Origin of the sequence: Streptomyces changchenzhani (genome assembly GCF_039766235.1) — a bacterium.
Taxonomy (GTDB): Bacteria; Actinomycetota; Actinomycetes; order Streptomycetales; family Streptomycetaceae; genus Streptomyces.
This window is the reverse complement of record NZ_JBDHNH010000003.1, coordinates 315231-340261: the sequence shown is the minus strand read 5'-3', so window position 1 is coordinate 340261 and position 25031 is coordinate 315231. Positions and strand designations below refer to the sequence as shown.

Sequence of the window (25031 nt, the reverse complement as noted above, 5' to 3'; positions counted from 1 at the left end):
GCTGCCGATGCCGTCGGTGATGGGACTGTTGGAAGCCGAAGAACGCGCCGCCCGGCAGCGGGTGGAGGTGCTGCGTGAGCAGACGGACCGGCTGCTGGCTGAGTTGCACGAGTCCGAGACCGACTGGCAGGAGCTGGTCATCGCCCAGCAGCGGGTCGGCCGGGTCCTGGCCGGGCAGCATCAGGACGACGCTGGCGGGCAGGCGGCGGGAGAGCTGGAAGCTCCGGTGGCGGGCCGCGAGTCGGGCTCTGCAGCCGTCGTTGCCGCGCGCCCCGGATCGATCCTGCCGCCGTGGAGTCCTGGTGCCGATCCTGGAGCGCTCGCGGTGGACTACCAGCGCATCCTTGCCGTTCTGGCCGACGCCCGGCGCCGCAGCGAGGAGCCGATGGCCTGTAGGCAGATCGCCACGGCGATGGGCGTCGAGCTGACGCCGTCGAAGATCGAGGGAGTGGTGCGCTCCCGGGCCCGCCGCCTGGCTGAGCGCGGCTGGCTGACCCAGACCTCGGCGGGGAAGTTCACCCTGGCCGACGGGCCAGCCGGCGCCGCATCAGCATGACCATCGACCAGTAGATCATCGCCTCGGACGAGTCGGGGCGCCGCTCGTAGTCGCGGCCCAGGCGGCGGGTGCGGCACAGCCACGCGTTGGTGCGTTCCACTACCCAGCGGCGCGGCAGGATCTGGAAGCCTTCCGCGTCGTCACTGCGCTTGACGATCTGAAGTGTCAGGCCGAGTACGGCCACGCACCACGACACGAGGAAGCCGGTGTATCCGCCGTCGGCCCAGATGAGCCGGATGCGGTGGTGGCGTGCGCCGGCACGTTCGATCAGGTGCTGGCCGGCGTCGCGGTCCCCGACATCGGCGCGGGTGACGGTGACGGCCAGCAGCATGCCGATGGTGTCGGTCAGCAGGTGGCGTTTGCGGCCGACCGTCTTCTTGTTGCCGTCGTAGCCGGAGGTGGCCACCGGGATGGTGGGGGTGGAGCGGATGGTCTGCGAATCGATGATGGCGGCGGTCGGCTCGGGGTCGCGGCCGGCGTCCTCGCGTACCTGCGCGCGCAGCCGGTCGTGCAGTTCGATGGTCCATCCGCGGTCCCGCCAGCGGCGGAAGAAGGCGTAGACGCGGTCCCAGGGCGGGAAGTCGAGAGGCATCGCACGCCACTTGATGCCGCCGTCCAGGAGGTAGAAGACGGCGTCGAGCATCTGGCGGTGGCAGTAGGACTCCGGGCGTCCGCGCCGGCTCTCCAGCCAGGCCGGGACCGGCATGGCCGCGCGCACGATCGCCCATTCGGTGTCGGTCGTATCGGATGGATAGCGCGCTGCCCGGTCAGGGTGGTCGCCGGCGTTCCCGAATCGGTGAGCCAGGCAATCGCACCGCGACACGCCGGAGTTGGACGTCGCGGCGGCGGGCGCGACAGACTGGAGCACCAGGGTCTCCTCCTGCTCGTTGGACTTCGACATCCCCGAGCTGTGCAGGAGGCCCTGCTTTCATGCGCGGACCGCTAAATGATCACGCGAAGGTGGATCCGGCTGGCACTCCCGTTCGACCGTCAAGCATCACGGCCGAATGAGCAACAGCCAGTGAGGCCCACCACCACAGTCGGCTACGAGCCTGCGACAGCGGCGGAACAGCCCCGCAGGAGCCGGCGCTACTTCTCCCGCAGCAGCGCCAGTTCGGCGTCGATGGCGCCGCGCACCAGGTCACGCGCGTGACCGAGCTGCACTCCGCCGCTGAGCCAGCGCATGCTGAGCCCTTCCAGCATGGCGGTGAGCCGTTCGCCTGCCGCGGCCAGGGCGGGCGCCGGGGTCATCGGGTGCACCCGACCGAGGAGAGCGGCCACCTCCTGCACCCACGCCAGGGTCGCCCGGGCGAGGTCTTCCCGCAGCACCTCGTCGAAGACAGCGCTCGCCCTCAACTCCCCCCAGGCCGAGCTGTTCTCCCTGACCTCCGGTGTGTCCTGCAGCTCCAGGAGGAGGGTCTCTTCCAGTTCCGCACGGGGGGTCACCGGTCCGGCGTCCGTGTCGCGGCACGTGGTGTAGCGCTCGGCGCGGTCGTTGATGAAATCCAGCGTATGGCGCAGGATCCCGGTGCGGTCCTTGAAATGGTAGTAGATCAGCCCCGTCGAGACACCGGCCTCGGTGGCGAGCTCATCGACGCGCAGTCCGCGGACGCCGCGGCGGGCGATCAGCCGTGCGGCTGCTTCGAGGATCTGAGTAGTGCGAGGCGCCATGAATCCGAACCTTACCGGTCCGTTCCCAGCCCGGTGATCTCAGGCGACCGCCAGCCGAACGGGGCGGCAGCCTGCGCGGCCCTGCGTCAGTCGCTCTCACGGTGACCGTTCGTGACCACCGTGACCACCGTGACCTGCGGGCTCATGCGCGAGGCCATCGCGGTGAAACTGGCGCACCGGTGGCGTACCACTTCCCTCTTTGACTGAATTTTCAGTTTGTGTCAGAGTCGAGACGGCGAGCAGCTCCAACCGCATCGCACCCTCCACGTGTCACACCCGTCCGCTCCACGCTCGTGGAGCGTCACGCCGTGCCGACGGATAGCTTGATCCTCATCACGATGATCGGAGTTCACCGTGTCCCTCCCCGTCCCCCTCACCCGCCCCTCCCGCCGCTCGGCCCTGCGCGCATTCACCGGGATCGGCGCTGCAGTCCTGGGCGCCTCGGCGTGCGGCCCCGGCGACAAACTGGCGGGGGCCGCAAGCATCGCCGGCGACGAGGACACGGCGGCCAAGGGCCTGCGCCTGGGTGCCGAGTGGGAAAGCCACGCGCGCACCTTCATGTCGTGGCCCGCCCGCGAGTCGGTGTGGGAGGAAGACCTCCCCTACGTACGCGAGGACATCGCACGCGTCGCCCGCGCCATCGCGCAGTGCGAGTACGTCGTGATGATGGCCAGGCCCGACCAGCTATCCGCTGCCCAGAAGGCGTGCGGGCGCGACGTCGAGGTCATCCCGCTGGCCGTCGACGACCTGTGGGCCCGCGACACCGTGCCGGTGTTCGTGGAGCAGGACGGCGACGTCATCGGCATCGACTTCAACTTCAACGGGTGGGGCAACAAGCAAGAGCACACGAATGACGGCCGGGTGGGCCGCGCCCTCCTGTCGAAGTACGACATCCCCCGCAGGAAGGCTTCCCTGGTCTCCGAGGGCGGCTCCTTCGAGACCGACGGCGAGGGCACCCTCCTCATCACCGAAAGCTCGATCGTCAACGACAACCGCAACCGGGGAAGGAACCGGGATCAGATCGAGGCCGAGCTCAAGCGGACCCTGGGCATCAAGAAGGTGATCTGGCTGGCCGGCGTGCGCGGCCAGGACATCACCGACGCGCACGTGGACAGCCTCGTGCGGTTCACCGCGCCCGGTGTGGTGCTCCTGGACAGTGCCTTCCCCGGCATGCCCGCCGACTCCTGGTCACGCGCGGCCGATCAGGCCAGATCCGTACTCAGCGAGGCGACGGACGCCAGGGGCCGGCCCTTCGAGATCATCGATCTGCCGCAGCCCGACCTGGACAGGATCACCGGCGAGGGCGACGACTTCGTGTCCACCTACGCCAACTTCTACGTCGCCAACGACTCCGTGTTCATGCCCAAGTTCGGAGACCGGAAGGCCGACAACCACGCCCGGAGCATCCTCCAGGAGCACTTCCCCAAACGCGACATCGTGCCGGTCCAGATCGACACCATCGCCTCCGGCGGCGGCGGCATCCACTGCTCGACGCACGACCAGCCCGGCAAGCCGGTCGACTGAACCCGCCCCACCCACACAACGGCTGTGGTCACGATGCAACGACCCCCTCTCCGCGTATTGGGCACCCAGACACAGGCAGAATAGGAGCCGTGAGCACCCGCCGCCCTTTGGTTCTGTAGCAAGTGCTCTGTTGTAGTGACCGCATGCATGTTGCTGAGGCAGTTGCGGCTGCCGACAACCTTGTGGGCTGGCGTGTACATCGGTACGACGGGGATCGTGTGTGGGGTGAGTTACGCAATCTTTTGCCAGGTCGTACGCAAGATCTGGCGTCGTGGCTGAGCGAGCGTGGAGGCAGGGACGGGCAGCGGTTCCTCATCGGGCCGGAGGGCTACCCGGATCTCCGGATCAACGCCTTCCTGGCCTCGGCGAAGATGCGCAATCTGGCCGACCTGACCAACCGCGACTACGCCTACTCGCTCGCACTGTGGCTGAACTTCCTGCTGACCTGCGGACGACGCTGGTGGGAGGCGACCGAGGAAGACGCCGAGGAGTTCCAGTTCTGGCGGCTTACCGATCCAGGGAACAGCCGGACGGTCGAGACATCTGCATTCTCCAAGGACCTGGCTGCCTGCAAGAAGTTCTACCGATGGGCCGGCAGGAAGTACCAGGTGGCCGACCCTTTCGAGGACATGGAGGCTCCTCGGGGCAAGCGGCAGGAGAACGTGAAGTGGCTCGACCCCGCGGCCGTCGCCCGCTGGCGGGACGTGGGACTGCGGGGGCGGGGCCTGGACGGCCGGGCTGACAGGTCCTGGCGCGGGCGCAATGAACAGCGGGACACGGCGTTCTTCGACGGTCTGTACGGGACCGGTCTGCGCGTGTCGTCGTGGGCCAGCGTGGTGCTGCCCGAGCTGCCCCGCATCGCTCCAGACCGCGGCTACTTCACCTGCGCCCTCGCTGACAAGTGCGCCAAAGGCGGTTACGGCTATCGGTACTGGATGCCTCGCGCCGTGCTCACCGGCACGTCCTCTTACAGGGAGGGTGCTCGGGCCCGGGCCGTGCGGCAAGCACAGCAGGAGGGCCGCTACGCGTCGGTGCCGGGCCGCCGCGTAGTCGTGGCGGCCGGAAGGACCTCGGTCATCTTGGAGGACGGCCGGGGCGGCACCGTCAAGCGGCCGTGGAACCTGGTGCCGCCGCCGCTGAGGCGCAACCTCTTCCAGGAGACCCCGCACGGGCTGGAGCCGCTAGGCAGTGTCTGATGGCTCTTTGATGAGGTCGCGGAGCCAGATGACGATGGCTGCGGTGGCCAGGGTGCCGTTGAAGATGTAGTCGCGTTTGTCGTACCGAGTGGCGACGGCCCGGTGTTGTTTCAGTTTGCCGATGGTGCGTTCGACGGTGTTGCGTCGGCGGTACTGGTCGCGGTCGAAGGCTGGTGGACGTCCGCCGGCCCGGCCGCGTCGGTGGCGGTTCGCGCGCTGGTCGTCGGGCTGCGAGATCGTTGCTTTGATCCCGCGTCTGCGCAGGTAGACGCGGTTGGCGCGGCTGGAGTACGCCTTGTCGCCGCGGGCCCGGTCCGGTCGGGTGCGGGGACGCCCGGTCCCGGTGCGGGGCACGTTCAGGGCGTGCATGAGCGGGATGAACATCGGGCTGTCCCCGCGCTGACCGGGCGAGGTCAGCCAGACCAGAGGCCGGCAGCGGTCGTCGGCCAGCAGGTGGATCTTGCTGGTCAGTCCGCCCCGGGAGCGTCCCAGGGCCTCACGCCCATCTTCGTCCACACGAATGCCGCCCCTTTTTCAGGATGGTCGGTCGGAGGAGTATGCCGGGCTCCAGCCGCGTGCTGGTGGGCCCGGCATGTCGTTGAGTCGACGTTCACCGCCCACTCGCCGTCTGTATCCAAAGCGGTGGCATCCGCGCCGGCCTGTAAGGCACGCAGGATCTTTGACCAGGTGCCGTCGGCCGACCAACGGCGGTGTCGCTCGTAGGCGGTCTGCCAGGTTCCGTAGCGTTCAGGCAGGTCACGCCAGGGAATCCCGGTCCGTGTCCGGTAGAACACACCGTTGACCACGGTGCGGTGATCGGCCCACCGTCCACCCGGCCCGCCGATTTCCGGCAGCAGCGGAGCTATCCGCTCCCACTGAGCATTTGTCAGTTCATGCCGACGCACCATGACCGACTCCTGCCCTGAACAGCGATAGATCCACCGCCCGGACAAGAGCCATCAGACACTGCCTAGCGCTGTGGTTGAACGAGGACGGTCTGCCCAGGGCCGGACACGGCTGGCAGCACACCTTCACGGCCGGCAACCGCAGGATCAAGCAGCTGGGCTTGCAGAACTTCACCTGCACCGCCCACATGCTCCGCCACTCTGCTGCCCTGAAATGGTTCGCGGTCGGCAAGCTGGTCAGTGCCCGGCGGCTCGCCCATCTCACGAATGACGAACTGCAGGACTTCCGCGAGCAGTTCGGGGATGTCTGGCACCTGGTGCAGACGATGTTGGGTCATCGCCGGGTAGAGACGACCAAGGAGGTCTACTTGGAGCCTTTCCGAAACCTGGAGGTCGAGCTGCTGCTCGCCCATGCGGAAGGTTTCCCGGTGGGCCGGTTCATGGCCGAGGCGTTCGCCAGCCATCCATGGGTGCGCACGGATCCCCTGGCGGTGGGCCGGTGAGCCCCCGCGGACGCCGGGCAGCCTTGCCGGCCCCGGGCGCCCCGACAGCCCACGGTCTTCTGGACGCTGACCGGGCGCTCGTCGTCCGGGTCTTCGCCCAGGACGGGAGCAGGAGCCGCGAATACGACTTCGGCGCGTTACCAGTCGCCGAGGGCATCCAGGCCAACTTCGCCGAGGCGTTCGCACGACGAACGGCGCCGGGGGGCGGGCTGACGGCGCTGGTCTCGGTGAACAAGGTGTTCGGCGCCGTGGTGATGTTCACGCGCTATCTGGCCGGGCTGGCCTGGCCTCCGACGAGGGTGGCCCACCTGGCACCGGACCATCTCGACCGCTTTTACGAGATCCGACGGAAGGTGAAGAAGACTGCGGGCGCGGAGCTGGGCGCGCTCAAGCTGCTTTTGGCCCATGCCGAGCGCCTGGACGAGTCGGTGGTCGCCAAGCTCAAGGAGCCCGTTCTTGGCAGGTGGCGGCCTGAGGCTCCCAAAGCGAGCTACAGCAAGGCCGAGTTCCAGCGCATCGTGGACGCCGCGCGGTCCGACATTCGCACGGCGGCCCGCAGGATCCGGCACAACCGCGAGCTGCTGCTCAGATTCCGACAGGGGGAGCTCGAAGGCGTCACCGACCGCCGGATGGAGCTCATGGACTGGGTGGACCGCTACGGAGACGTTCCGCGACGGACGAAGCTCACACGTGGCCGGATCGGTTTCCCCCATGAATGGGTGTTCGGCTACGGAACGGTGAGCGAGATCGTCTGCTCGCTCCATCTGTCGGCGCGGGAAACGACAGCGGCCGCCGTCTTGCTGACCGCTATGACCGGCCAGAATCGGAACGTGGTGCTCGCGACCCGGGCCGCCCACCATCGCGCTGACGGCTACACGGGAGCGACCGCAACGGCGATCCTTCCCGCCCATAAGCCGCGGCGGGGCCGGAGGGCACACATGAGCCTGGTGATGAGAAGCTGTTGCTAAAAGGGTCTTGAGGGTTGCGTTTCCGCTGGTCAGGTATGAAGTGGGCTGAGCGCGGAAGGGTTCGGGCGTCATGATTGTCCGAGCGTGGAGGTGCGGGGATGCCGTCGGTGAAAGGGCTGTTCGAGGAGCGGGAACGTGCGGCGAGGCAGCGGGTGGAACTGCTGCGCGAGGAGGCCGAGCGGGTCCTGGCCGCGCTGCGGGAGGCCGAGACGTTCTGGGAACGGAAGGTCGTCGCGTTGGAAGAGCTCGATGACGCCTTGAGCGTGGACCACGGGTCCGTGGCGGTCGAGGTGGGAGGGGAGTCGCGGCCCGACCCGTCGGTGACGGTGTCGGGTTCGATGGTGCCGCAATGGCGGGCGGACCTGTCGGCCTCCGCGCTCCCGCCGGACTATCAGCGCATCATCGGTGTTCTGGTCGGCCGGGAGGCCGGCGGGGCGGATGGTGACCGGTCGATGATCTGCAGGGAGATCGCCGGTGGGCTGGGCCTGGAGTTGGTGCCGGCGAAGGTGGAGGGGGTGCGGTCGAAGGCGAAGAAGATGGTGGCCCGTGGATGGCTGACCGAGGTGCGGGCGGGACGGTTCACGCTCGCGGACGGCCAGCGAGGCGACGGCTCATGACCATGGTCATCGACCACAGGATCATCGCTTCGGCGCTGACGGTCGTGGTCTCGAAGTCGCGGGCCAGACGGCGCGAGCGCATCAGCCAGCCGAAAGACCGTTCCACCACCCAGCGGCGGGGAAGGATCTTGAAGCCCTTGGTGTCGTCACTGCGCTTGACGACCTCCAGCACGATGTTCAGCGCCTTCGCCGCACCGGCGAGGACAGGGCCGGTATAGCCGCCGTCGGCCCAGATGAGACGGAGCCGGTGAAATCTCTTGCTCAGGAAGGGCAGGAGGGCCTGGAACGCGTCACGGTCACCGATGTCAGCAGGGGCGACGTGGACGCTCAGCAGCAGACCCAGGACGTCGGTCACAATGTGCCGACGCCTCCCGTTGATCTTCTTGTTTCCGTCGTAACCCCGTGAGGCGGCCGGAACGTTGGCGGCGGCCTTCACCGACTGTGAGTCCACGATTCCCGCGCTCGGCTCCACGTTCCTGCCCGCCCGCGCCCTCACCTGCTCGCGCAGCCGGTCGTGGAACTCCGCGATCAACCCCTGCTCCCGCCACCGGCGGAAGAACGCGTACACCCGCTCCCAGCAGGGGAAGTCTGCGGGCATCGCCCGCCACTTGACACCGTTGTCGACGACGTAGCGCACCGCGTCGACCATCTGCCGGTGGCAATAAGACTCCGGCCGGCCCGCCTGCTTGCCCAGCCACGCCGGGACCGGCAGCAACGGGCGCACCCGCGCCCACTCCGCGTCCGTCATGTCCGTCGGGTACCGACGCTCACGGCCGGGCTGATCGGCCGCGTTTCCGTACACGTGCGCGAGACAGTCACACGACCGCGCCGAACCACTGGCCACCGGCCCCATCGATGCGGTGAACTGGAACAACAGGGCCTCCTGGAAACGGTGATCTCGACAACCACTCGCTTCCAAGAGGCCCTGCTTTCATGCCCCGCCCCATGAAGATCACCTATCCGGGATCGACGCGAGGAACATCAGATCGACCGCCAGGCCACATGATCGATTGAACTACGGCTTCTGAGCCAGGTTCCCGACTGGATCACGATCCCTGCGGATGCGGACGGCATCTCGGCCCGCGACGAGCTGCACACACCGTTCGGTCTCTACCTCCTGCTGCACGAGCTGACCTCGCACTCGCGCGCGTTGACCGGCTCGGACCTGCTGCTCATGGGGTGGCCCGAGAACGCCGGCCACCGAGGGCTACGCCCGCAGGCTCCCTGCGGATGGGTCAAGAAATGGGGAGCTGACCACGCCTTGACTGCGGACGAGTCCGCCGGGGAAGACTCACCGCTTCCGCTCCGGGTGACGCTGGCCCGAACCCGGCTGACATACCTGGAACTGCACCAAAAGCCCGTCGCTCATACGGAGCAGACGCTGGCTACCGACTACCTGGCACGCAACCGAGGCAACCTGGCCGAGTACCAGAAGGTGGTCGCGGCAGCCCTGGCGGAAGAGGTCGACAAGGCCCGCGTCCGCGGAGTGATGTCGGTGATGTCGAAGGCCGACCTCATCCGGGCCCACACCGATGCCCAAGCGGTCGCCGCCGAGCTCGGAGTGGACGCGGTCATACTCGGGCGCATGATCGCCGGCGAGCTCGACACGGTGATGAACGCGTGCGTCGACAACACCAACAGCCCACACTCCCCAGCCAGTGAGCCCTGCAGGGCCTCGTTCATGCTGTGTTTGGACTGCCCCTGCGCACGGGCCCTGCCCCGGCATCTGCCCCTCCAAGTGCTGGTCCATGACCAGCTCGAAGCCCGCCGCGACGAGCTGACGCCGATGCAATGGGCCCAGCGCTTCGCGCTGCCGCACACCCAGCTCGCCGATCTGCTGGCCCGTCATGACGTCCAGGACATCCAGGACGCCCGGACGGATGCCACCGACAGCGACCGGGCTGTCGTCGCCCGGTTCTTGACCAGGGAGCTTGATCTACGATGACCGGGACCACGATCGCGAATCTCCAGGACGACACTCCCGAGGGCATCACCTGTCCGGCCCCCGACACACTGGTGCTGATGACCCGCGAACTGCGGCCCGGAACCGATCTGGCCCGGCTGTCCCGTTTCGCCGACGACCGGTGGGACATGGACCCAGCGATCTTCGAGGATCACGCGCAAGCCAGCAGTTTCAACTTCGCACTGGTCCCCGCCCCGCTGCGGCTTACCGCGAAGTGCTACGTCTGGCAGCTGTTGAACTACACCGGCCCCAAGATGATGAGGCACGCGCAGGGCGGCCGCCTCGCAGTGACGTCCGTTCTGCACACGTTCAGCGGGTTGAAACAGTTCTTGAACTGGCTGGATCGACGCGGTGTCACCGCGCTCAGCAGCGTGACCCCGCAACTGCTGGACGACTACCTGGCCGACATGGCCGACGAGGAAATCGACCTGGAACGCAAGTACCGCCGCCTGACCGCAGTCCGCAGGCTGTGGGCACACCGAGACCTCCTGCCCGCGAGCATGAGACTGCCAGCCGCGCCGCCGTGGGACGGCGAGGACTCCGGCGACCTGTTCGGCCGCGCGAGGATCAGCGGGGACAACCGCACGCGGAGGATCCCGGAACGGGCGATGCAGCCCCTGCTGATGTGGTCACTGCGCTTCGTCGAGGACTTCTCCGACGACATCCTCGCCGCCCATTCCCAGTTCCTGAAGCTCCGAGACAACGGGCCCGTCCACCGCCGACGCAATGATCAGAACGCCAGGCTCCCCCACAGGGAAGTCACCCGGCGGATGACCGCCTATCTGAACCGGCTGCACCGGGACGGAGGATCGCTACCGGGCAAGCGCCAGCCAGACGGCACCCTGGCAATCGACTGGAACCACATCAGCCGGGCCGTGATCTGCTCCGCCTCGGTCCAGACGTCCCCGGCCGGCCGGATGGCCGCAGAGTCGGGGCTTCCCATAGCTGACAACGCCTACCTCGACACACCCGTCATCGGCATGCTGGATGGCAGCGCCTGGCGTGAGCACATCGCCTACCCCGAGGCCAAGCAACTGGCCCGTCTCCTGAGTACCGCCTGCTTCCTCACCATCGCCTACCTTTCCGGGGCCCGTCCGGGGGAGGTACTGAACCTGCGTCGCGGCTGCGTGACCTACACACCGGACAGCAAGCTGTGGCTTATGCACGGCCGCTACTTCAAGAACGCCGTGGACGCAGACGGCAACAAGATGCCGGAGGGAGAACTCCGCCGCGACCCCTGGGTCATCGTCGAAGCCGTCGCGCGGGCGGTGACCGTACTGGAACGGCTCCACCCGGGCCCCTTGCTGTTCCCGACCCGGATCGAGCCTCATACCCAGTCCAGCCCTACCAAGCGCCAGGGCCAGGCCCGGCCGGACAAGCGCATCGCCATGGACATGGCCAACTTCGTCCGATGGGTCAACGAAGAATGCCGGACACAAGGACGCACCGACGGCATTCCCGCGGACGATCTGGGACTGCTCGCCGCCTCCCGGCTCCGCCGGACACTGGCCTGGTTCATCCGGCGGCGCCCGCGCGGCCTGGTCGCCGCCTCGATCCAGTACGGGCATCTCCAAACCCGGCTCCTGCAAGGCTATGCAGGCACCTACGAATCCGGCTTCCCCGATGAGTACGCCTTCGAGGACTGGCTGTTCCGGATCGAGAGTCTCGCCGAAGACGAGGAAGCCCTGGAAGCAGGAGAGCACATCAGCGGCCCAGCCGCCGACGCCTACCGCCAACGCGTCACCGCCGCCAACCGCCAATTCGCCGGGCACGTCCTGACCAGCGACCGCCAAGCCCGGGACCTCGTCGGCAACCCCCTCCTCCAAATCCACCACGGTGAAGGGATGACCTGCGTGCTCGACCCCGCCCAGGCCGCCTGTCAGCTCCGCGGCACCGAGGGCGACCCGCTGGTCACCCCCGACACCGACGACTGCCGGCCCAAGTGCCGCAACATCGCCCGCACCGACCGCGACATCCTCCAGATTCGGACACGACACCAGGAACTCACCGAGATCACCACGGACCCCCTGGCGCCCCCGATCCGTCACGCACGCGAGACGAACGAAAGGGAACGCCTGGCCGCCATCCTCGGAGACCACGACCACGAAAGGCCAGAACACCGGGCATGACAGCCACCCAGCCCACCGGGAAAGACACTGTCCGGACCGCAATCCAGGCCGCCATCGACCGCCTGCTCGCCGGCCAGCCGCTCCGGTCCAGCGGACGGCTCAGCGTCTCCCAACTCGCCATCGAGGCAGGCGTCAAGCGCTGGCACCTGACGCACCAGCACCTTGACCTCAAAGAACTCTTCGAGGCCCGAGTCAAGGCCGCCGATGCCACCCCGGCAGCATTCGCGAAGGACCTCAGTGACTACGACAAGCTCAGGAAGAAGCACACCAAGCTGGTCAAACACTGCGCTGAACTGGAAGAACGACTCCAGCTCTACGCCACCGCGATCAACCTGCTCGCTCTGGAGAACGCCGCCCTGACCGGGCGCGAGACCAATACCGCCCAAGTGGTGGCTCTACCCCGCCCCGAGAACTCTCCGTGAGCAGGGACTGGGCGATCAACACGGCGGAACCTTCAGGGGTAGCGCCGAGGTGAGGCCAAAGCCGCCAGTACTTGATCTTGGTGTCCGGCCGATGTCGCCCGTCACCCATTCGGCCACGGGTCGTTGGTGGGACCCCGCCCCTGGACGTCGACTTCAGTCCGCTGCGCGGCGATGTCCCCGGCGTGGACGGCTACGGCCAGGCGACCTGACACAATTGCTCCTTGGTCATCCCGTCACTTCCGCAGCCACGCCCGGCTGCGGCCGGGTCCGCATGCCCCAGCGGGCAAGAGCTGGGCCGGCAGATCCCAGCGCCGCGAAGAACACCGCCAGCAGCAGCCAGCCCGCCGTGCCGAGGCCGAGCACCACCGTGGTGAGGATCGCGGGGGCAAGAGCCTGGCCCGCGCTGAAGCCTAGGCCGAGGACACCTTGGTACTGGCCCTGCGCATGGTCGGGGGCAAGACCGAAGCCCAAGGCGAAGCCCGCCGAGGACTCCCAGACCTCTGCCAGGCTATGGACGAAGATCGCTGCCAGGACCAGTCCCGCTGCCGCCCAGACCGGGGTGTACGCCGCCAGCGCCATCATCGGGCAGCTGACGAGGAAGAGCAGCCCCGCGGTGCGAAACGCCCTGCCTGTCAACGGTCATTGAGATGCCCAGGTAGGTGGCCGTTGGAGGCCCAGGCTGGTGGCCATCAGAAACCCAGGCGTGTGGCCAGTGGTGTTCCTGGGGTGGGGGGTCAGTTCAAGGGGACCACTCCCTTCCCGGCGAGGGCCTCAGCGAGGCGATGTGAGTCGCCGGAGGTGGTCACGAGGTGAGCGTGATGCATGAGGCGATCGGTGCTCGCGCCCGCGAGAGTCTTCGGCATGATCGTGTCGAAGCCCGAGGGATGAATGTTGCTGGTCACCGCGATAGAACGGCGCTCATAGGCGGCATCGATGATCCGGTAGAACGCCTCGGCGGCGTCCTCGCCGACTGGAAGCAGGCCAATGTCATCAATGACAATCAAATCGGCCCGGCAGATCCGGGCGACGGTCCGTGCGGTGGACCCGTCGACCTTCGACTTGCCGATCGCGGTGCTCAGCGTCTCCAGGGTGAACCAGGACACCCGCATGTCCTTCTCGATCGCGGCCTGGGCCAGGCCCTCGGTGAAGTGGCTCTTGCCCGTCCCCGACGGGCCGGCGATCACCAAGTTCTCGGCGCGGCCGATCCATTCCAGGGTGGTGAGGGAATTCTGGGTGGGTTCGGGGATGGTGGAGTCCTCGGCCCGCCAGGAGCCCAGGGTCTTGCCGGTGGGGAAGTTCGCCGAGTGGCGCCGCAGGCGCCGGGTGGCCGCGTCGCGGCCGGTGACCTCCTCGGCTATCAGCAGCCGCAGCACCTCGGCAGGGTCCCAGCGTTGAGCTCGGGCGGTGGCCAGAACGTCCGGGGCCGCCTTGCGCATATAGGGCAGACGCATGCGGCGCATGAGCTTGTCGAGTTCCTCGGGGATCGCGGGCGGGTTGGGAAAGCTCATGGGGGTGCCGTTCTCTTATGAGACGTTCGGTCAGGATTCGCTGGTGGGTGATGTGTTGGGTCAGCGGCCCAGGGCCTGCCAGCCACTGGTTCCGTTCTGGACGGAGTGGGCTTCGTCCGCGCGGACGACCTCTCCGGCGGGCTTGCTGTCGGCGATGTGTCCCAGGATCGAGAGCAAGTCGTCGTCGGCGAAGCGCCCGGCTGTGGCCGCCAGCCCCAGGGCCTGGTCGACTCTGTCGTTGCCCAGGACGGCGGCCAGCTCGACCGCGCGGGCCATCTTGGCGCGGATGCGGGTGGCGCCGGCGGGTCCGGCTTCCTTGAGCCAGCGCCCGGCTCCGGGGCCGATGCCCACGAACGCGATCTCCGCTTCCGAGCGGGGCCGCAGCCTCGGCTGGTGGATGCTGCGTCCGTCGGGATGGTCGGGGTAGTGCTCGTCGATGATCTGCGGAACACCCGGGGTGGAGAGCTCGTGGCGCCAAATCTCCGAGAGATCACCGGAGTTGGTGCGGGCGGTGATGGACAGTTCCTCGCCGACCACCCGGCACCACACCCTCGCGCCGGTATATCCCGGCGGGGTCGAGTAGCGCACCGAGTTGAAGCTGATAGTGCGGTCCGAGCCGACCAGCCGTTCCTCGCCCAGCGCGAGCGCGAGCGGCTCGATGGGCAGGACGTGCAGCGTGGTGCGTTCGACGTCCAGACGGTCCGCAGGTATCTGCCCAGTCGCCCGGTGGCGGCGCGAGTTCACCGCATCGCACCAGGTCAGGCAGGCATCGGCGAGCTCGGAGAAGGTGTCGTAAGCGGCCAGCAGGTTCGCATCTGTGGGCACCAGGTCGGCTTTCGCGATACGAACCGTCGCTTCCGCGCCGCCCTTCGATTCGGGGTCGTAGGGCACGCAACTGACCACTTGGCAGCCGTAATGCCGGCCCGCGGCGACCATCTGCGGATGACGTACCGGGATCCCGGCGATGTGCTCGACGGTCACCGTCTTCGCGTTGTCGGTCAGCACGTAGGTCGGCGCCCCGCCGATCCGCCTGAGCGTGGTGTCCAGGCAGGCCACCAGCGTGCCCAACGTGCAGTCCCAGACCGGGATCACGACCCGAAACCGCGACCAGGACAGCCACGCGCAGAACAACCAGGTCCGACGGCCGTCGATGCGCGGACCCTCGCCCCAGTCGAACTGGAGCCACCGGCCCGGCTCGGGAATCCACGGCCGGTACGTGCGGCGCTTGCCCGCCTTCCACGCGCTCTTCGCCGCGTTCACCGCCCGCCGCGTCGAGCGTTCGCTGCCCCGGTAGCCCATCTTCACGAGCTTCTCGTGCACCACATCGGCTCGGATCGTCGCCTTCGACTGCTCGACCCACTCCTCGACCTTCTCCCCGAACGCGTCGATCATCTTCGGCCGCGGCTCTCGCTCATAGGGATTGCGCCCGCCGTTGCGGGCCTCGACATACCTCTTGACCGTCTTCGGGTCGTGCCCCGTCAAGGTCGCCGCCGACCAGACCGTCCCGGTCAGGTCGTACGCCTCAAGGATTTCCATAATCTCCGTGTCAGACTTCGTCACAGGACCTCTCCGGCCGGTAGCTGATGCGTGCAAACACCAGCAAACGGGCGGAGGGGTCTCCTCCAGTTAAGGAAGTGATCAGGAACACCACTGGTCAGACGGCCATCCACCTGGACTTCCGGTGGCCATCAGCCTGGACTCGGCTGGCCGCACATCTGGACTTTGCCACGGCCGCCGTCACTGCCGCCGTCGTGCGGGGTTTCGATACGGGAGCCGATCCTGGTCTGCATCAGTACGCAGAAGGCGGCATTGACGGCGAACAGTGCGGCCACCGTCCAGCGCGGCGCTTCGGTGTGTTCGGAGATCCAGATCGGCAGGAGCAGGGAGACCACCGGGTATTGCAGTCCCATGGCCCCGTAGAGGGCGGTGAACGTCAGGAATGGCCGGTCCGCGAAAGCGAGCCAGCGACGCTGCTGCGGCGGTGCTGCCAGCACCGGATAGCGGGGCAGCAGGAGCAGAAGCCCCGCGCACAGGGCGAAACTCGCCGCGTTGCCGAGGATCAGCGTGACATAGGCGCCACGGGTGTCCACGGCCAGCGCCAGCCCGGCACCCACCGTTCCGAGAACGACGCCCAGGTTGACGAAGGTGCGCAACTTCGCCCGGAACAGGGCCGGGCGATCACCCCCGACCCGGACCACCAGAGCGCCCCAGGCCGCCCCGCCCACCGCTGCGGCGATCTGGTCGACCGCCGCGATGATCGTGAGCGCGGCCCAGCTCTCGACGAGGACGAGGGCCGCCATCGACATCGCCTGGACCGCGAGGGCCAGCATCATGATCGTGCGCGCCCCACGTCGGTCGGCGAGATGCCCTCCGGGTATCCCCGCGCACAAGCCGATCAATCCGGCGATGGTGAGCGCGGCGCCGACCTGCACAGCTGGCAGGCCCACGACCAAGGTGAAATAGAGCGCCGACGCCGCGTTGAACAGACCGTTGCCGACCCGGTTGACGAAACTGGCGGCGATCAGCACGCGCTCCGGCCTGCTGTCCCCCGCAATGCGGCCTATTCGGCCCGTCAGGCTGCCCTTGATCATGGACGGCAGGCTAGCAGCGGTCGCAGAACCCGCCGCAGCTGCACCAAGATCGCGTGCCCCTGAATTTTGGCCTTACCTCGGCGCTACCCCCTTCATGCATAACGGCCCGCAGAGTCCATGCCGACCTGTTGCGGGAAACAGACACCACCCGATACGGCATGACCTGCAGAACCGTGCCTCCACCGAGAATCACAAACAACAGGTAAAACATGCGAGAGAACGCCGGGCACCGGCCCCCGTACCCCGAACACCGCGACCAAGCCCGCACCCGAGCGCGCCGGTACCGCCGCGGATCGGGCCTCCGCAGAGCCGGGCCTCCGCGACGAGGCGTCGCACACTCACCTGCCCGGCCGCCGTCACCTGGGCACAGGCCCGGAGCCTGGGCCATCGCATCCACTTCCCGGGTGCAGAACGGAGTCCGGTATGAACGATCAGACCCAGCCGGCGACCGTTCGCGTGTTCATCGCCCTCGCCCCGCCCGACCACGCGAAAGAAGAACTGGCCCGGGAGTTGCGCCCCGCCTATGACACACACCCTCACATGCGGTGGAACCGCATTGAAGACTGGCACATCACCCTGGCGTTCCTCGGGGAGCTACCGGCCGAGACAGTTCCGCTCCTGCGACCGCCACTCGCCAACCTCGCAGCCGACCACCAACCCCCCTGTCTGGCACTGCGCGGCAGCGGAAACTTCGACGACCGGGTGCTGTGGAGCGGAATCGACGGAGACCTCGATGAGCTGCACATGCTCGCCGCCGATGTACGTACCGCCGTCAAGAACTGCGGGGTCGCCTTCGAGGACCGCCCCCTGCACCCCCATCTGACGTTGGCCCGCGCCCGCCGAGGAGACCGATCCTCGGCAGGAGAAATCGCCGAAGGATTCGCCGGATTCACCGGCCGCCGATGGCCTGCCGAACGTCTGCACCTGGTCGGCAGCAACGTCGGCCGCAGCCGCGGACCGGTCCACTACCGCGACATCGAGGCATGGCCCCTCGGCAAAGGGAAAATCCCAATGGCGACCAACCTTGACGGCATGAACGAGGTCACCTGAGGGCGACAGCGCCTTCGAGGTGTTCGTCGTCAGTGAAGGCAACATCGGCCAGTGAGGCACGCCGCAGCAGCAACCAGACACTTTCCACTGGGTTCAAGTCCGCTGCGTATGAGTGCAGTTGCACGGCGCCGCCGCCGAGCATGCTGCTCGCGCTGCACGCCACCACCCGAGGTGGCGATCGGCCTCCTCCTTCCATGCCTGCCCCGGCACACGAGAAACGGCCCGGTGATCACCCCGTGGCGCGGAGATGGCGCTCTCAACCGGACCGCCAAGGGAACCATCTCCACCATCGCCCGGTCCGCCGCACACGCAGGGGCAGCGGCACTCGACCACCCCAGCGGCAGCGCGGAGCGGCCCGTACCGAACGGCATCGGCGTCTTGCGAACCGGGTGAGCGCGGACCGGCCCCCGGGAACGCGTCCCGGGGGCCGACCGCTGTCCTCGCTCTGGTGTCAGTTGGCGTTCACCAGGTCGTGCGGGGGCACGGTGACCGTGCGGGCACCGTTCGTGCCGCCCAGGATCACCTTGCGCAGTGCGCTGTTGTTGGTGAGGTTGGTCTCCTTGAGCCGCTTCTCCGGGTTCGCCAGCACCTGGATGTAGTAGGTGCCGTTGGCCAGCCCTGTGATGTCGAAGGACTGCCCGGGGAGGTCCTGGGTGTACGTGTCACCGGAGCCGACGTCCAGTACCTCGCGTACGGAGATGGAGTTCTCCTGGCCGCACGCGGTGGACAGATCGGTGTTGCCCGGGTGCCAGTTGGCATTCTTCACCGTGTAGTCCACGGCGTCGGTGTTGGCCAGGCAGAACGCCTCCTTGCCACTGCGCACCTGCTCCTTCTGGTCGGCCTTCAGCAGCCGGTAGCTGGCGAAGTCGGTGAAGTGCCAGTGCTCGTGACCGGGGCGCGGATCCCACTCCATGGTGCCGGTCGGGGTGTAACCGACCTGCTTGCCGTTGGCGTCGTAGAAGTACTGGTAGGCGTCCATCAGTTCGGCGCCGGGCTTACGGAAGCCGTCCACCACGAGCTGCGCGGGGCCCGCGTTCCACACGTTGGCGCTGAAGGCCAGGTAGTCCTTGCCGGGCACGTCCTGGCCGCCGTCGCTGATCTGGATGCCGTAGGCGGGCAGCGAGCGCAGGTCGGGCTTGGGCACGTTGGGCACGGCCGCCTTGCCGGTCGGCCGCTTCGCGTTGGGCTGCACGGCAGGCGCCTTGCGGGAGCCGTCGGTCTGGCCGGGCGCGTCACCCGTCTGGGCCGCACGGAAACCGGCGGCCTTCTTCACCGCCCAGGGGAGGGCGGGCGGCGCGGGGGTGTGCGGACCGTGACCTACGTTGTACGAGGGTCCGGCGCCGCTCGTAGCGGCGGCGGGCGCGGGTGAGCGCATCGCGCCGTGACCTGAGTGCCCGGACATCTGGTGGGTGCTGTGATCCATGGTGGAGCGAGCGCGGGCCCCGGCACCACCATTTTCCCAACTGCGTTCACGCACGGTCACTTTGACCGTCTGCGGCTTGTCGGCGATGCCGAACAGATCGCGGTAGGTCTTGGTCACGGACACCGTGGCGGTGTACTTCCCGGCCGGCAGGGCGACGGGAGCGGCGTCGTAACCGGCGTAGGTGTTGGACGCCCAGCCATTCTCGACGCCCCAGACCGAACCGAGTGTGAACGGGTTCGGTGGGCAGCTCTCGGGATACTTCGACTTGGCCGGGGCGTCGGGGCGAACGCGGCCGGAGGCGTTGTTGGGACAGAACGGCTCAGTCTTGCTGATCACCGTCGCGCCCGCTGTGTTGGTGACTTTGATCTGGGCGAAGTCCGGCAGCCCGGAGAAGCCCTTCACCAGCCCCTTGGGGAGGGTCTTGACCGTCGTCCTGGCGCCGTCGCGGATAACTTGCTGGGCGACGACCGGGTCCTTGTAGGACTTCCGGGTCACCTTGAGTTCGAGCGGGCCGCTCTCGGCGGTGAGATACGTACCGAGGTCCAGGTAGACGCCCGGATCCTCCTTCCACGAGTCGAGGGTGACCGAGGTGGAGGCGGCGATCAGGCTGAGCTTCGGCGCGGACTGCGCATTGTTGCCGTCGGGTGCGGCAGCAACAACTCCTGCAATAACGGCAGTTGTCGCGCCGGCTGCGATCGCCGCGCGCCACATCCGGTTCAAGGGGGGTCTGGTCATCGTTCCTCGTCTTCCGGGTCTTCCGAACTTTCTCCTGCCTGTGAGAGGTGGTGAAGGCGCTGTGGGTTGGCTGCGAACCCATGAGGCACCGACGATTGGCCGAAAACGGCTTGTGAGTGCAGGATCAGGACGCGAAGCGCCGAACCAACTCTGGGACAGCCTGAGTTGGTCTACTGTGATGCGCCGCAGATCACGGTTCTCGGTTCGCGCGTGGTACGGGTACCGAGGACAGACGACCTGCAGCGCGTGGACGGGACTGTCCGCGTCGGACAGGTCCAGCGCCACCGGCTCGTGTCCGGTGACGCGTGCGACCCGCCGCGCCACGTCCTCGATCTGCTCGGCGAAGTGGCCGCCGACGAGGGCGAAGCGGTCCGTCGCTTCGGGCCACGGAGTGAGCCCTTCCGCCGGAAGTTCCGTACCAGCACGGCCTGGCGGGAGGTGCCCGAACGGTATGGCCCGTGGGCCATGGGACACACTCGCGTTCATCGGTGGGCCTCGTTGTCGTTGATCGCCACGGTGTCAATGCTGCGACACCCTGCCTGCATGGCATGGACGACGGCGGTCGTCGCCTGGTCGCCTCGACCTGACACCCGCGCGTCAACAGCGCCTTGCTCAAGTGGACCTCCGCTACATCTCTGCCGCTCACCCCGGGAAGACCACCCGGTTCCCTCGCTGACCACCGACCACCGACCACCGACCAGGGTTGAGCAATAGTCGCTGAGTTTCCGGCCTCACCCACGACTGACCGGCGTTCTTGAAAGTGCCTGTACCAGGACCTGTTACCTCGCACGGGTGACCGGAGCCCGTTCTGCCCGGACACACCCTGAGTGCTCAAGCCCTTCTGTCGAGGCACTTGCCTCTTCCGCTCCAGCTCCAGCCTACGAAATCCCGATTCCAGGAGAGTTCGTCGATGGATCAACCTGACAGGACACTAGGAGTCTGCCAGCCACGCCAGCAGGCGGCCCTGCGACCAGCATCGGCCAATGGCCTCGGCGCGCAGAGTCGACCGGTCGAACACCGCCAGGCCGATGATGCTGTGGCCAGAGGCGCGGCGATCGCCAAGTGTCGGTATCGTCGGCGCGACCCCGACCCCCTCCACTGACACCCACGCCACCGCCCGGCCGGCCGCCGCTTCGTCGAGGCAGCGCAGGAAGCGCAGGCGGCTCTCAAGCGAGAAGTGCGACAGCGCCCACGTCGTGGTGACGACAGGCAGGGCATCCGCGGGCACACGGGCGAAGGCCTCGGACACCACTTCGACGGCGTCACCTTGCAGCAGCAGCGGAGGGGACGTCGCCGCCAACGCCATCTCCGCTTCGAGCCTTGCGACCCGCTCCGGCTGATCCGGCCACAGGCAGGCGCGCATCCATCGAGCGTCATCCGCGTCGGTCACGTCGACCGGATCGAGGTCGACACCGACCCGGGCTACGACCTCGGGCATCGCCCGCGTCGGGATGGGCCGGCCTCCCACGATCGAAGACGACAGCTGCACGGGAGATGACGCGTCGCCCAACGATTGTCCGTTGCTGTACGTGATGCCAACGCGATCGACATTGAGATTGAGCCCAGCCGAACACCCCACGTCGATGAGCCCAACCGCATTCGCGCCTACCCGGCGCGCCGCCTCGGCAATGGCCGGATACAGCACGGCACAGCGTCCGGTCTCATTGGTCAGCGTCTGCCGGCGCACCGCGATGGCCACCACCGAGTCGGTCATCCGAAGCAGCGTGTCGACCGCCGCGCCCGCGGCAGCGTCGCCGTCCGCAGCGGCATAGGCCGCGGCAAGCGCCGGGGCGCGTCCGGCGAGGGCGAGGTCGTGCAGTGCGGCGAGGATCACTGTGGGGTGCCACTTGCGCGTCGGCGCCGCCTCGATGGCGTGCAGCGCCTCGTCGGACTCACTCAGAGCGATGGCGACACGCTCGTACAGCGGCGATGTTTCGGCGGCGTCGACCTCACCGAAGTGTCGGTACACCTGAGCGAGTGTGCGGGCCCTACCCACGGGTACGGCGCCTCCTGCGGTCGGCCCTGGCATCCCGCCGATTCTAGCCACTGGAACGAAAAACCCGCCCCTACCTGGCACAAGAGCGCCGAGGAGATCCTCGACCGATTCGCCGGCTACTCCCGCTCCCTCCACAGATGGCGAGCGCTCCAACCTGACAGGACATCAGGCCGCCCGCACCCAACCCGGGCCAGCAGGACTGCGACCAGGACACGAAACCGCGCGGGACTCGCAGCTCAACCACCGCACCACACACGGGTTTCAGCCCCATTACGTCCAGGAATCTGCGAACCCGCGCGCTTCCAACCGACCCAAGGATGACAAGGACCCCGCGAAGTGAATGTCTCCATCCGCCGACGCACACTACGCCTACGCCGCGGACTGGGGCTCCACGAAACCGCGTCGGGTACTCACGCCGAACGGACCGCGCTCCGTGAGCTCGCCGAAGGCTGCGGCAACGCACCCGTCGTATACGAGCTCGCCAGCCGACTCCAGGCGCCGCCCCTCCAGCGCATCGTTGTAGACCACCCCTGCGCAGCCGAACGTCCGTGCCAAAGCGATGCGTTGACTTACCGGCTCGATACGAAACGCGTACCGCAGATATACGCGAGCTTCATGAGCCCGCGACTCGTTCGGCCTGCTTGAGGATGCGGATGGGGTCGGAGCGTGGTCGGCTCTGGTGGGAGCCGCGCCGTGGCTGGCCGCGTAACGGGTAGCGAATCTGTCGCCTGCCGCGTGGCTGTGGGCCCGTGCATTGAGGTTCCGGTTCTGGATCTGCCCTGTGTGGGCTCGTCCCTTATGTGTCAGGAGTTCGATCCATGAAGCTTCGTCGTATCGCCGCCACGTCCCTGGCCGCTTCGGTCCTGGTGGTCAGCGGTGGGCTGTTGACCGCGCCGTCGGCCGCTGCCGATCCCGTTCCCGTTCCCCCCGATGCCGCAGCCTGCGTGGGCCTGCTCAAGGACGCAGCCACCAAGGCCGCGGCCTTCGCGGCCGCCAACGTCGCCGCGTCGGCCAGCATGGCCGCCGCCCTGGTCATCGCTGCCTCCCCGGCCGCTGCCCAGGCCGCGGCCGGGGAGGCCCTCAAGGCCCAGGAGACGGCCAACGCTGCGGCTGCCGACGCTCTCAAGACCGCAGCCGCCGCCGCAGGCTGTGCACTCCCGGCTGTCCCGGCTGTCCCGGCACCCTGACGTTCCCGGGGAGTTGCCCCAGGAGCACGGCGGCGCGGATCACCCGACGCCCTGGTGCGAGCCCCGCCCCGCTGCGCGAGTTCGGATGCGCTGCGGGGCGGTTCTCTTTGAGGTCCAGGGTGAGGTCAACCGGACACGGAGCCGCCCTGTTCGCCTTCTTCGCCGCCATGGCAGAGTCCGAACGCGACTACATCCACTACTACATCCGCGACAATGCCCTCGAAGGCCAGGAGATCACCCGCAAGAACGGGGCGGCCCAGTGCGTGCGGTTCTCATGTGCGGGTCGGGAATCAAGGTGGCTTCCCGTCGCGTTCGACCAACAGCCGCCTTCACGCACCTGCTTCATTCAGGAGACCTCTCCCATGGCAGAGCTAGAGATCGATGCCGTCGTGTTCGACGTGCTCGGCACGCTCGTCGACGAACCCACCGGTATCCGCGCCGGCATTCGTGAACTCGACCCGTCGCTCGACGACCTCAGGATCGAGCATCTTTTGTCGCTGTGGCAGCAGCACATCGACCGCGAGCAAAGCCGCATCCTCGACGGCCTCCGGCCCTACCTCACCAGCGACGTCCTCGACCGGGAAGCCGCCCAACTCGGACGCCGCCGGGGTCAAAGACCCGACCGCCGTAGCGGCGCTGGCCCTGGCAGGCCGCCGCCTCCCGCCGTGGGCCGACACCGTGGCAGGGCTCGCCCGACTCGCCGAACGGTTCCCGCTGATCGGACTGTCCAACGCGAGCCGGACGGCGCTGCTGGGACTCAACGCCCACGCCGGGCTGCGCTGGCACCAGGCCTTGTCCGCCGAGGACGTCCGGACCTACAAGCCGGACCCGGCGGTCTACCAGTTGGCCGTCACCGTCTCCGGACGACTGCCGGAGCGGCTGCTGATGGTCGCCGCCCACGCCTGGGACCTACGCGGAGCCCAGGGCCTCGGCCTGCGCTCCGCCTACGTCGCCCGCCCCGTCGGCGACCCGCCCGCATCCTCGGACCGGTTCGACCTGCACGCCGACGACCTGGCCGACCTGGCCGACCAACTCGACAAGGCCTGAGGCCTGCCCGGCTGATCATGCGGCTGTCGCGTTGTCGGCTCGTTGTGCCTGTTGAGCGCTGGGGTGAACCGACGAATAGGTAAGGACTTTCCGGGGGTTGATACTGGTGTGATCGCCTGATCAACTGTCGCCGGTTCCCCGAGGAACCCAGCCAACTGGTGACCGACTGTGGTCGCCAGCGGCGTATCGGCTCCAGATCCCACCTGTCTCGTTGCGGAGCCGGGTGGTGGTCTTGTCGTGGTAGCCGAGCGAGTCCGCGACGACTGGGACGGGATTCGGCACGGGGCCGGAGAACAGCTGCGAACGGGGGGTGTTAACTTCCTTCCCGTGGTGGAACACCAGGATGAGACCAGGGCGGCATACGACGGAATCGTCGAGCTGTATGCGTCGATGTTCGCTGATCGGCTGGAGACGCAGCCGTTCGCGCGGGCCATGGTCGGCACCTTCGCCGAGTTGGTGCGCGGGACGGGGAACCCGCGGGCGGCCGACGTCGGCTGTGGGCCCGGACATCTGACGGCCATGCTGTACGACTTGAGGCTGGATGCCTTCGGACTCGACCTCTCCCCAGCCATGATCGACCACGCCCGGCGGGCCCATCCGGCACTGCAGTTCGACGAGGCGCGGATGGAGGCCCTGCCAGTCGAGGACGGCGCGCTCGGCGGCGTGCTGGCCCACTACTCGATGATCCACACCCCTCCTGGGGAACTACCCGCGCTGCTCGCCGAGCAGGCGCGTGTCCTGGCACCAGGTGGCCTGCTCCTGGTCTCGTTCTTCGCGACCGACGGGCCCGAGCCGGTCCGCTTCGACCACAAGGTGACGCCCGCCTATAGCTGGCCGGCTGACCGCTTCGCCGAGCTGCTGGCCGGGGCCGGGCTCGTCACGTTCGCCCGGCTGCTCCACGACCCGGCCACCGAACGGGGCTTCCTCGACGCCCACTTGCTGGCCCGCCTCCGCTAGAGCATGGCCTTCGGTACTGATGGGCTCTCGTATTCAACTGTCACCGGTTCCCCGAGGAACCCAGCCCGTTCGGGTGTCTTGTA

At 67.9% G+C, this 25031-nt stretch carries 23 protein-coding genes and 2 pseudogenes; 13 read left to right on the top strand and 12 right to left on the bottom strand.

The genetic code is table 11. The features are described from left to right. The first annotated feature begins 7 nt into the window (after positions 1–7). Positions 8–556: a hypothetical protein gene (locus tag ABCR94_RS12985; protein WP_347119408.1), complete on the top strand. Its 549-nt coding sequence runs from the start codon at positions 8–10 to the stop codon at positions 554–556. Here ABCR94_RS12985 and ABCR94_RS12980 read toward each other — a convergent pair. Together ABCR94_RS12980 and ABCR94_RS12975 are read right to left on the bottom strand one after the other, a co-directional pair. Further along, positions 516–1457: an IS5 family transposase gene (locus ABCR94_RS12980; protein WP_347119407.1), complete on the bottom strand. Its 942-nt coding sequence runs from the start codon at positions 1455–1457 to the stop codon at positions 516–518. The genes ABCR94_RS12985 and ABCR94_RS12980 overlap by 41 nt on opposite strands. Before the next feature lie 188 nt (positions 1458–1645). After that, positions 1646–2227, bottom strand: a complete 582-nt coding sequence (locus tag ABCR94_RS12975; protein ID WP_347119406.1) for a TetR/AcrR family transcriptional regulator — start codon at positions 2225–2227, stop codon at positions 1646–1648. Between the two features lie 354 nt (positions 2228–2581). Here ABCR94_RS12975 and ABCR94_RS12970 point away from each other — a divergent pair, with 354 nt between their 5' ends. After that, positions 2582–3751: an agmatine deiminase family protein gene (locus tag ABCR94_RS12970; protein WP_347119405.1), complete on the top strand. Its 1170-nt coding sequence runs from the start codon at positions 2582–2584 to the stop codon at positions 3749–3751. A 242-nt stretch (positions 3752–3993) separates the two neighbouring features. Beyond that, the gene (locus ABCR94_RS12965) at positions 3994–4947 is read left to right on the top strand and encodes a site-specific integrase (protein ID WP_347119404.1); all 954 of its coding nucleotides are present in this window, start codon (positions 3994–3996) and stop codon (positions 4945–4947) included. Here ABCR94_RS12965 and ABCR94_RS12960 read toward each other — a convergent pair. Further along, positions 4933–5855, bottom strand: a protein-coding gene (locus tag ABCR94_RS12960) for an IS5 family transposase (protein WP_521976869.1) whose coding sequence is annotated in 2 segments (ribosomal slippage) — positions 4933–5466 and positions 5469–5855 — 921 coding nt in all. Because the reading frame shifts where the segments join, the coding sequence is not laid out codon by codon here. The genes ABCR94_RS12965 and ABCR94_RS12960 overlap by 15 nt on opposite strands. A 74-nt stretch (positions 5856–5929) precedes the next feature. On the opposite strand from ABCR94_RS12960, the gene ABCR94_RS12955 reads away from it, so the two are divergent. From ABCR94_RS12955 to ABCR94_RS12945, 3 genes are all read left to right on the top strand, one after another. Continuing rightward, positions 5930–6355 (top strand): hypothetical protein, encoded by a 426-nt coding sequence (locus tag ABCR94_RS12955; RefSeq protein WP_347119403.1) that lies wholly within the window; start codon positions 5930–5932, stop codon positions 6353–6355. Further along, on the top strand, positions 6352–7323 hold the full coding sequence (locus ABCR94_RS12950; protein WP_347119402.1) for a hypothetical protein: 972 nt from the start codon (positions 6352–6354) through the stop codon (positions 7321–7323). The genes ABCR94_RS12955 and ABCR94_RS12950 overlap by 4 nt, the downstream gene beginning before the upstream one ends. A 98-nt stretch (positions 7324–7421) precedes the next feature. Beyond that, a complete protein-coding gene (locus ABCR94_RS12945; protein ID WP_347117077.1) occupies positions 7422–7940 on the top strand; it encodes a zinc ribbon domain-containing protein in 519 nt (172 codons plus the stop codon). Here ABCR94_RS12945 and ABCR94_RS12940 read toward each other — a convergent pair. Beyond that, positions 7903–8688, bottom strand: coding sequence for an IS5 family transposase (locus ABCR94_RS12940; RefSeq protein ID WP_347117076.1), 786 nt, complete (start codon positions 8686–8688; stop codon positions 7903–7905). The two genes, ABCR94_RS12945 and ABCR94_RS12940, sit on opposite strands and share 38 nt — an antisense overlap. A 513-nt stretch (positions 8689–9201) precedes the next feature. Here ABCR94_RS12940 and ABCR94_RS12935 point away from each other — a divergent pair. Genes ABCR94_RS12935 through ABCR94_RS12925 form a run of 3 tightly spaced genes read left to right on the top strand, consistent with a single transcriptional unit; the run spans position 9202 to position 12454 of the window. Then, entirely contained in the window at positions 9202–9885 is a 684-nt protein-coding gene (locus ABCR94_RS12935) for a hypothetical protein (protein ID WP_347119401.1), read from the top strand. Next, positions 9882–12032 (top strand): hypothetical protein, encoded by a 2151-nt coding sequence (locus ABCR94_RS12930; RefSeq protein ID WP_347119400.1) that lies wholly within the window; start codon positions 9882–9884, stop codon positions 12030–12032. Before ABCR94_RS12935 ends, ABCR94_RS12930 begins: the two co-directional genes overlap by 4 nt. Continuing rightward, the gene (locus ABCR94_RS12925) at positions 12029–12454 is read left to right on the top strand and encodes a hypothetical protein (RefSeq protein WP_347119399.1); all 426 of its coding nucleotides are present in this window, start codon (positions 12029–12031) and stop codon (positions 12452–12454) included. The genes ABCR94_RS12930 and ABCR94_RS12925 overlap by 4 nt, the downstream gene beginning before the upstream one ends. A 225-nt stretch (positions 12455–12679) precedes the next feature. Here ABCR94_RS12925 and ABCR94_RS12920 read toward each other — a convergent pair whose 3' ends face one another. The 4 genes from ABCR94_RS12920 to ABCR94_RS12905 form a co-directional block, all read right to left on the bottom strand. Beyond that, on the bottom strand, positions 12680–13090 hold the full coding sequence (locus ABCR94_RS12920; protein WP_347119398.1) for a hypothetical protein: 411 nt from the start codon (positions 13088–13090) through the stop codon (positions 12680–12682). 98 nt (positions 13091–13188) lie between these two features. Beyond that, complete coding sequence (istB, locus tag ABCR94_RS12915; protein WP_347116964.1) at positions 13189–13962, bottom strand: IS21-like element helper ATPase IstB; 774 nt, start codon at positions 13960–13962, stop codon at positions 13189–13191. A 60-nt stretch (positions 13963–14022) separates the two neighbouring features. Next, positions 14023–15498, bottom strand: a complete 1476-nt coding sequence (gene istA, locus ABCR94_RS12910; protein WP_521976416.1) for an IS21 family transposase — start codon at positions 15496–15498, stop codon at positions 14023–14025. Between the two features lie 152 nt (positions 15499–15650). After that, entirely contained in the window at positions 15651–16553 is a 903-nt protein-coding gene (locus ABCR94_RS12905; protein ID WP_347119397.1) for an MFS transporter, read from the bottom strand. A 423-nt stretch (positions 16554–16976) separates the two neighbouring features. Between ABCR94_RS12905 and thpR the strand changes: the two genes are divergently transcribed. Next, entirely contained in the window at positions 16977–17603 is a 627-nt protein-coding gene (gene thpR / locus ABCR94_RS12900) for an RNA 2',3'-cyclic phosphodiesterase (protein WP_347119396.1), read from the top strand. A gap of 13 nt (positions 17604–17616) precedes the next feature. On the opposite strand, the pseudogene ABCR94_RS12895 reads toward thpR, so the two are convergent. The 4 genes and pseudogenes from ABCR94_RS12895 to ABCR94_RS12880 all read right to left on the bottom strand — a co-directional run. Continuing rightward, a pseudogene (locus ABCR94_RS12895) lies at positions 17617–17727 on the bottom strand (IS630 family transposase); the annotation flags it as partial. 327 nt (positions 17728–18054) lie between these two features. Continuing rightward, entirely contained in the window at positions 18055–19761 is a 1707-nt protein-coding gene (locus ABCR94_RS12890) for a lysyl oxidase family protein (protein WP_347119395.1), read from the bottom strand. Positions 19762–20692: 931 nt separating this feature from the next. Further along, positions 20693–21730: a DUF2332 domain-containing protein gene (locus ABCR94_RS12885; RefSeq protein ID WP_347119394.1), complete on the bottom strand. Its 1038-nt coding sequence runs from the start codon at positions 21728–21730 to the stop codon at positions 20693–20695. Positions 21731–22126: 396 nt separating this feature from the next. Then, entirely contained in the window at positions 22127–22357 is a 231-nt protein-coding gene (locus ABCR94_RS12880) for a helix-turn-helix domain-containing protein (RefSeq protein WP_347119635.1), read from the bottom strand. Positions 22358–22575: 218 nt separating this feature from the next. On the opposite strand from ABCR94_RS12880, the gene ABCR94_RS12875 reads away from it, so the two are divergent. The 3 genes and pseudogenes from ABCR94_RS12875 to ABCR94_RS12865 all read left to right on the top strand — a co-directional run bounded on the left by ABCR94_RS12875 (position 22576) and on the right by ABCR94_RS12865 (position 24948). Beyond that, positions 22576–22944 carry a hypothetical protein gene (locus tag ABCR94_RS12875; RefSeq protein ID WP_347119393.1) on the top strand — a complete coding sequence of 123 codons (369 nt, stop codon included), beginning with the start codon at positions 22576–22578 and terminating at the stop codon, positions 22942–22944. Positions 22945–23306: 362 nt separating this feature from the next. Continuing rightward, positions 23307–23991 (top strand): annotated as a pseudogene (locus ABCR94_RS12870) (haloacid dehalogenase type II). A 327-nt stretch (positions 23992–24318) separates the two neighbouring features. Beyond that, positions 24319–24948, top strand: a complete 630-nt coding sequence (locus ABCR94_RS12865; RefSeq protein WP_347119392.1) for a class I SAM-dependent methyltransferase — start codon at positions 24319–24321, stop codon at positions 24946–24948. The last annotated feature ends 83 nt before the right edge of the window (positions 24949–25031 follow it).

Coding starts and splice junctions, on each gene's coding strand:
- ABCR94_RS12985 (WP_347119408.1), top strand. CDS start 8: ATGCCGTCGGTGATGGGACTGTTGGAAGCCGAAGAACGCGCCGCCCGG.
- ABCR94_RS12980 (WP_347119407.1), bottom strand. CDS start 1,457: ATGTCGAAGTCCAACGAGCAGGAGGAGACCCTGGTGCTCCAGTCTGTC.
- ABCR94_RS12975 (WP_347119406.1), bottom strand. CDS start 2,227: ATGGCGCCTCGCACTACTCAGATCCTCGAAGCAGCCGCACGGCTGATC.
- ABCR94_RS12945 (WP_347117077.1), top strand. CDS start 7,422: ATGCCGTCGGTGAAAGGGCTGTTCGAGGAGCGGGAACGTGCGGCGAGG.
- ABCR94_RS12940 (WP_347117076.1), bottom strand. CDS start 8,688: ATGACGGACGCGGAGTGGGCGCGGGTGCGCCCGTTGCTGCCGGTCCCG.
- ABCR94_RS12930 (WP_347119400.1), top strand. CDS start 9,882: ATGACCGGGACCACGATCGCGAATCTCCAGGACGACACTCCCGAGGGC.
- ABCR94_RS12925 (WP_347119399.1), top strand. CDS start 12,029: ATGACAGCCACCCAGCCCACCGGGAAAGACACTGTCCGGACCGCAATC.
- istB (WP_347116964.1), bottom strand. CDS start 13,962: ATGAGCTTTCCCAACCCGCCCGCGATCCCCGAGGAACTCGACAAGCTC.
- istA (WP_521976416.1), bottom strand. CDS start 15,498: ATGGAAATCCTTGAGGCGTACGACCTGACCGGGACGGTCTGGTCGGCG.
- ABCR94_RS12905 (WP_347119397.1), bottom strand. CDS start 16,553: ATGATCAAGGGCAGCCTGACGGGCCGAATAGGCCGCATTGCGGGGGAC.
- thpR (WP_347119396.1), top strand. CDS start 16,977: ATGAACGATCAGACCCAGCCGGCGACCGTTCGCGTGTTCATCGCCCTC.
- ABCR94_RS12890 (WP_347119395.1), bottom strand. CDS start 19,761: ATGACCAGACCCCCCTTGAACCGGATGTGGCGCGCGGCGATCGCAGCC.
- ABCR94_RS12875 (WP_347119393.1), top strand. CDS start 22,576: ATGAAGCTTCGTCGTATCGCCGCCACGTCCCTGGCCGCTTCGGTCCTG.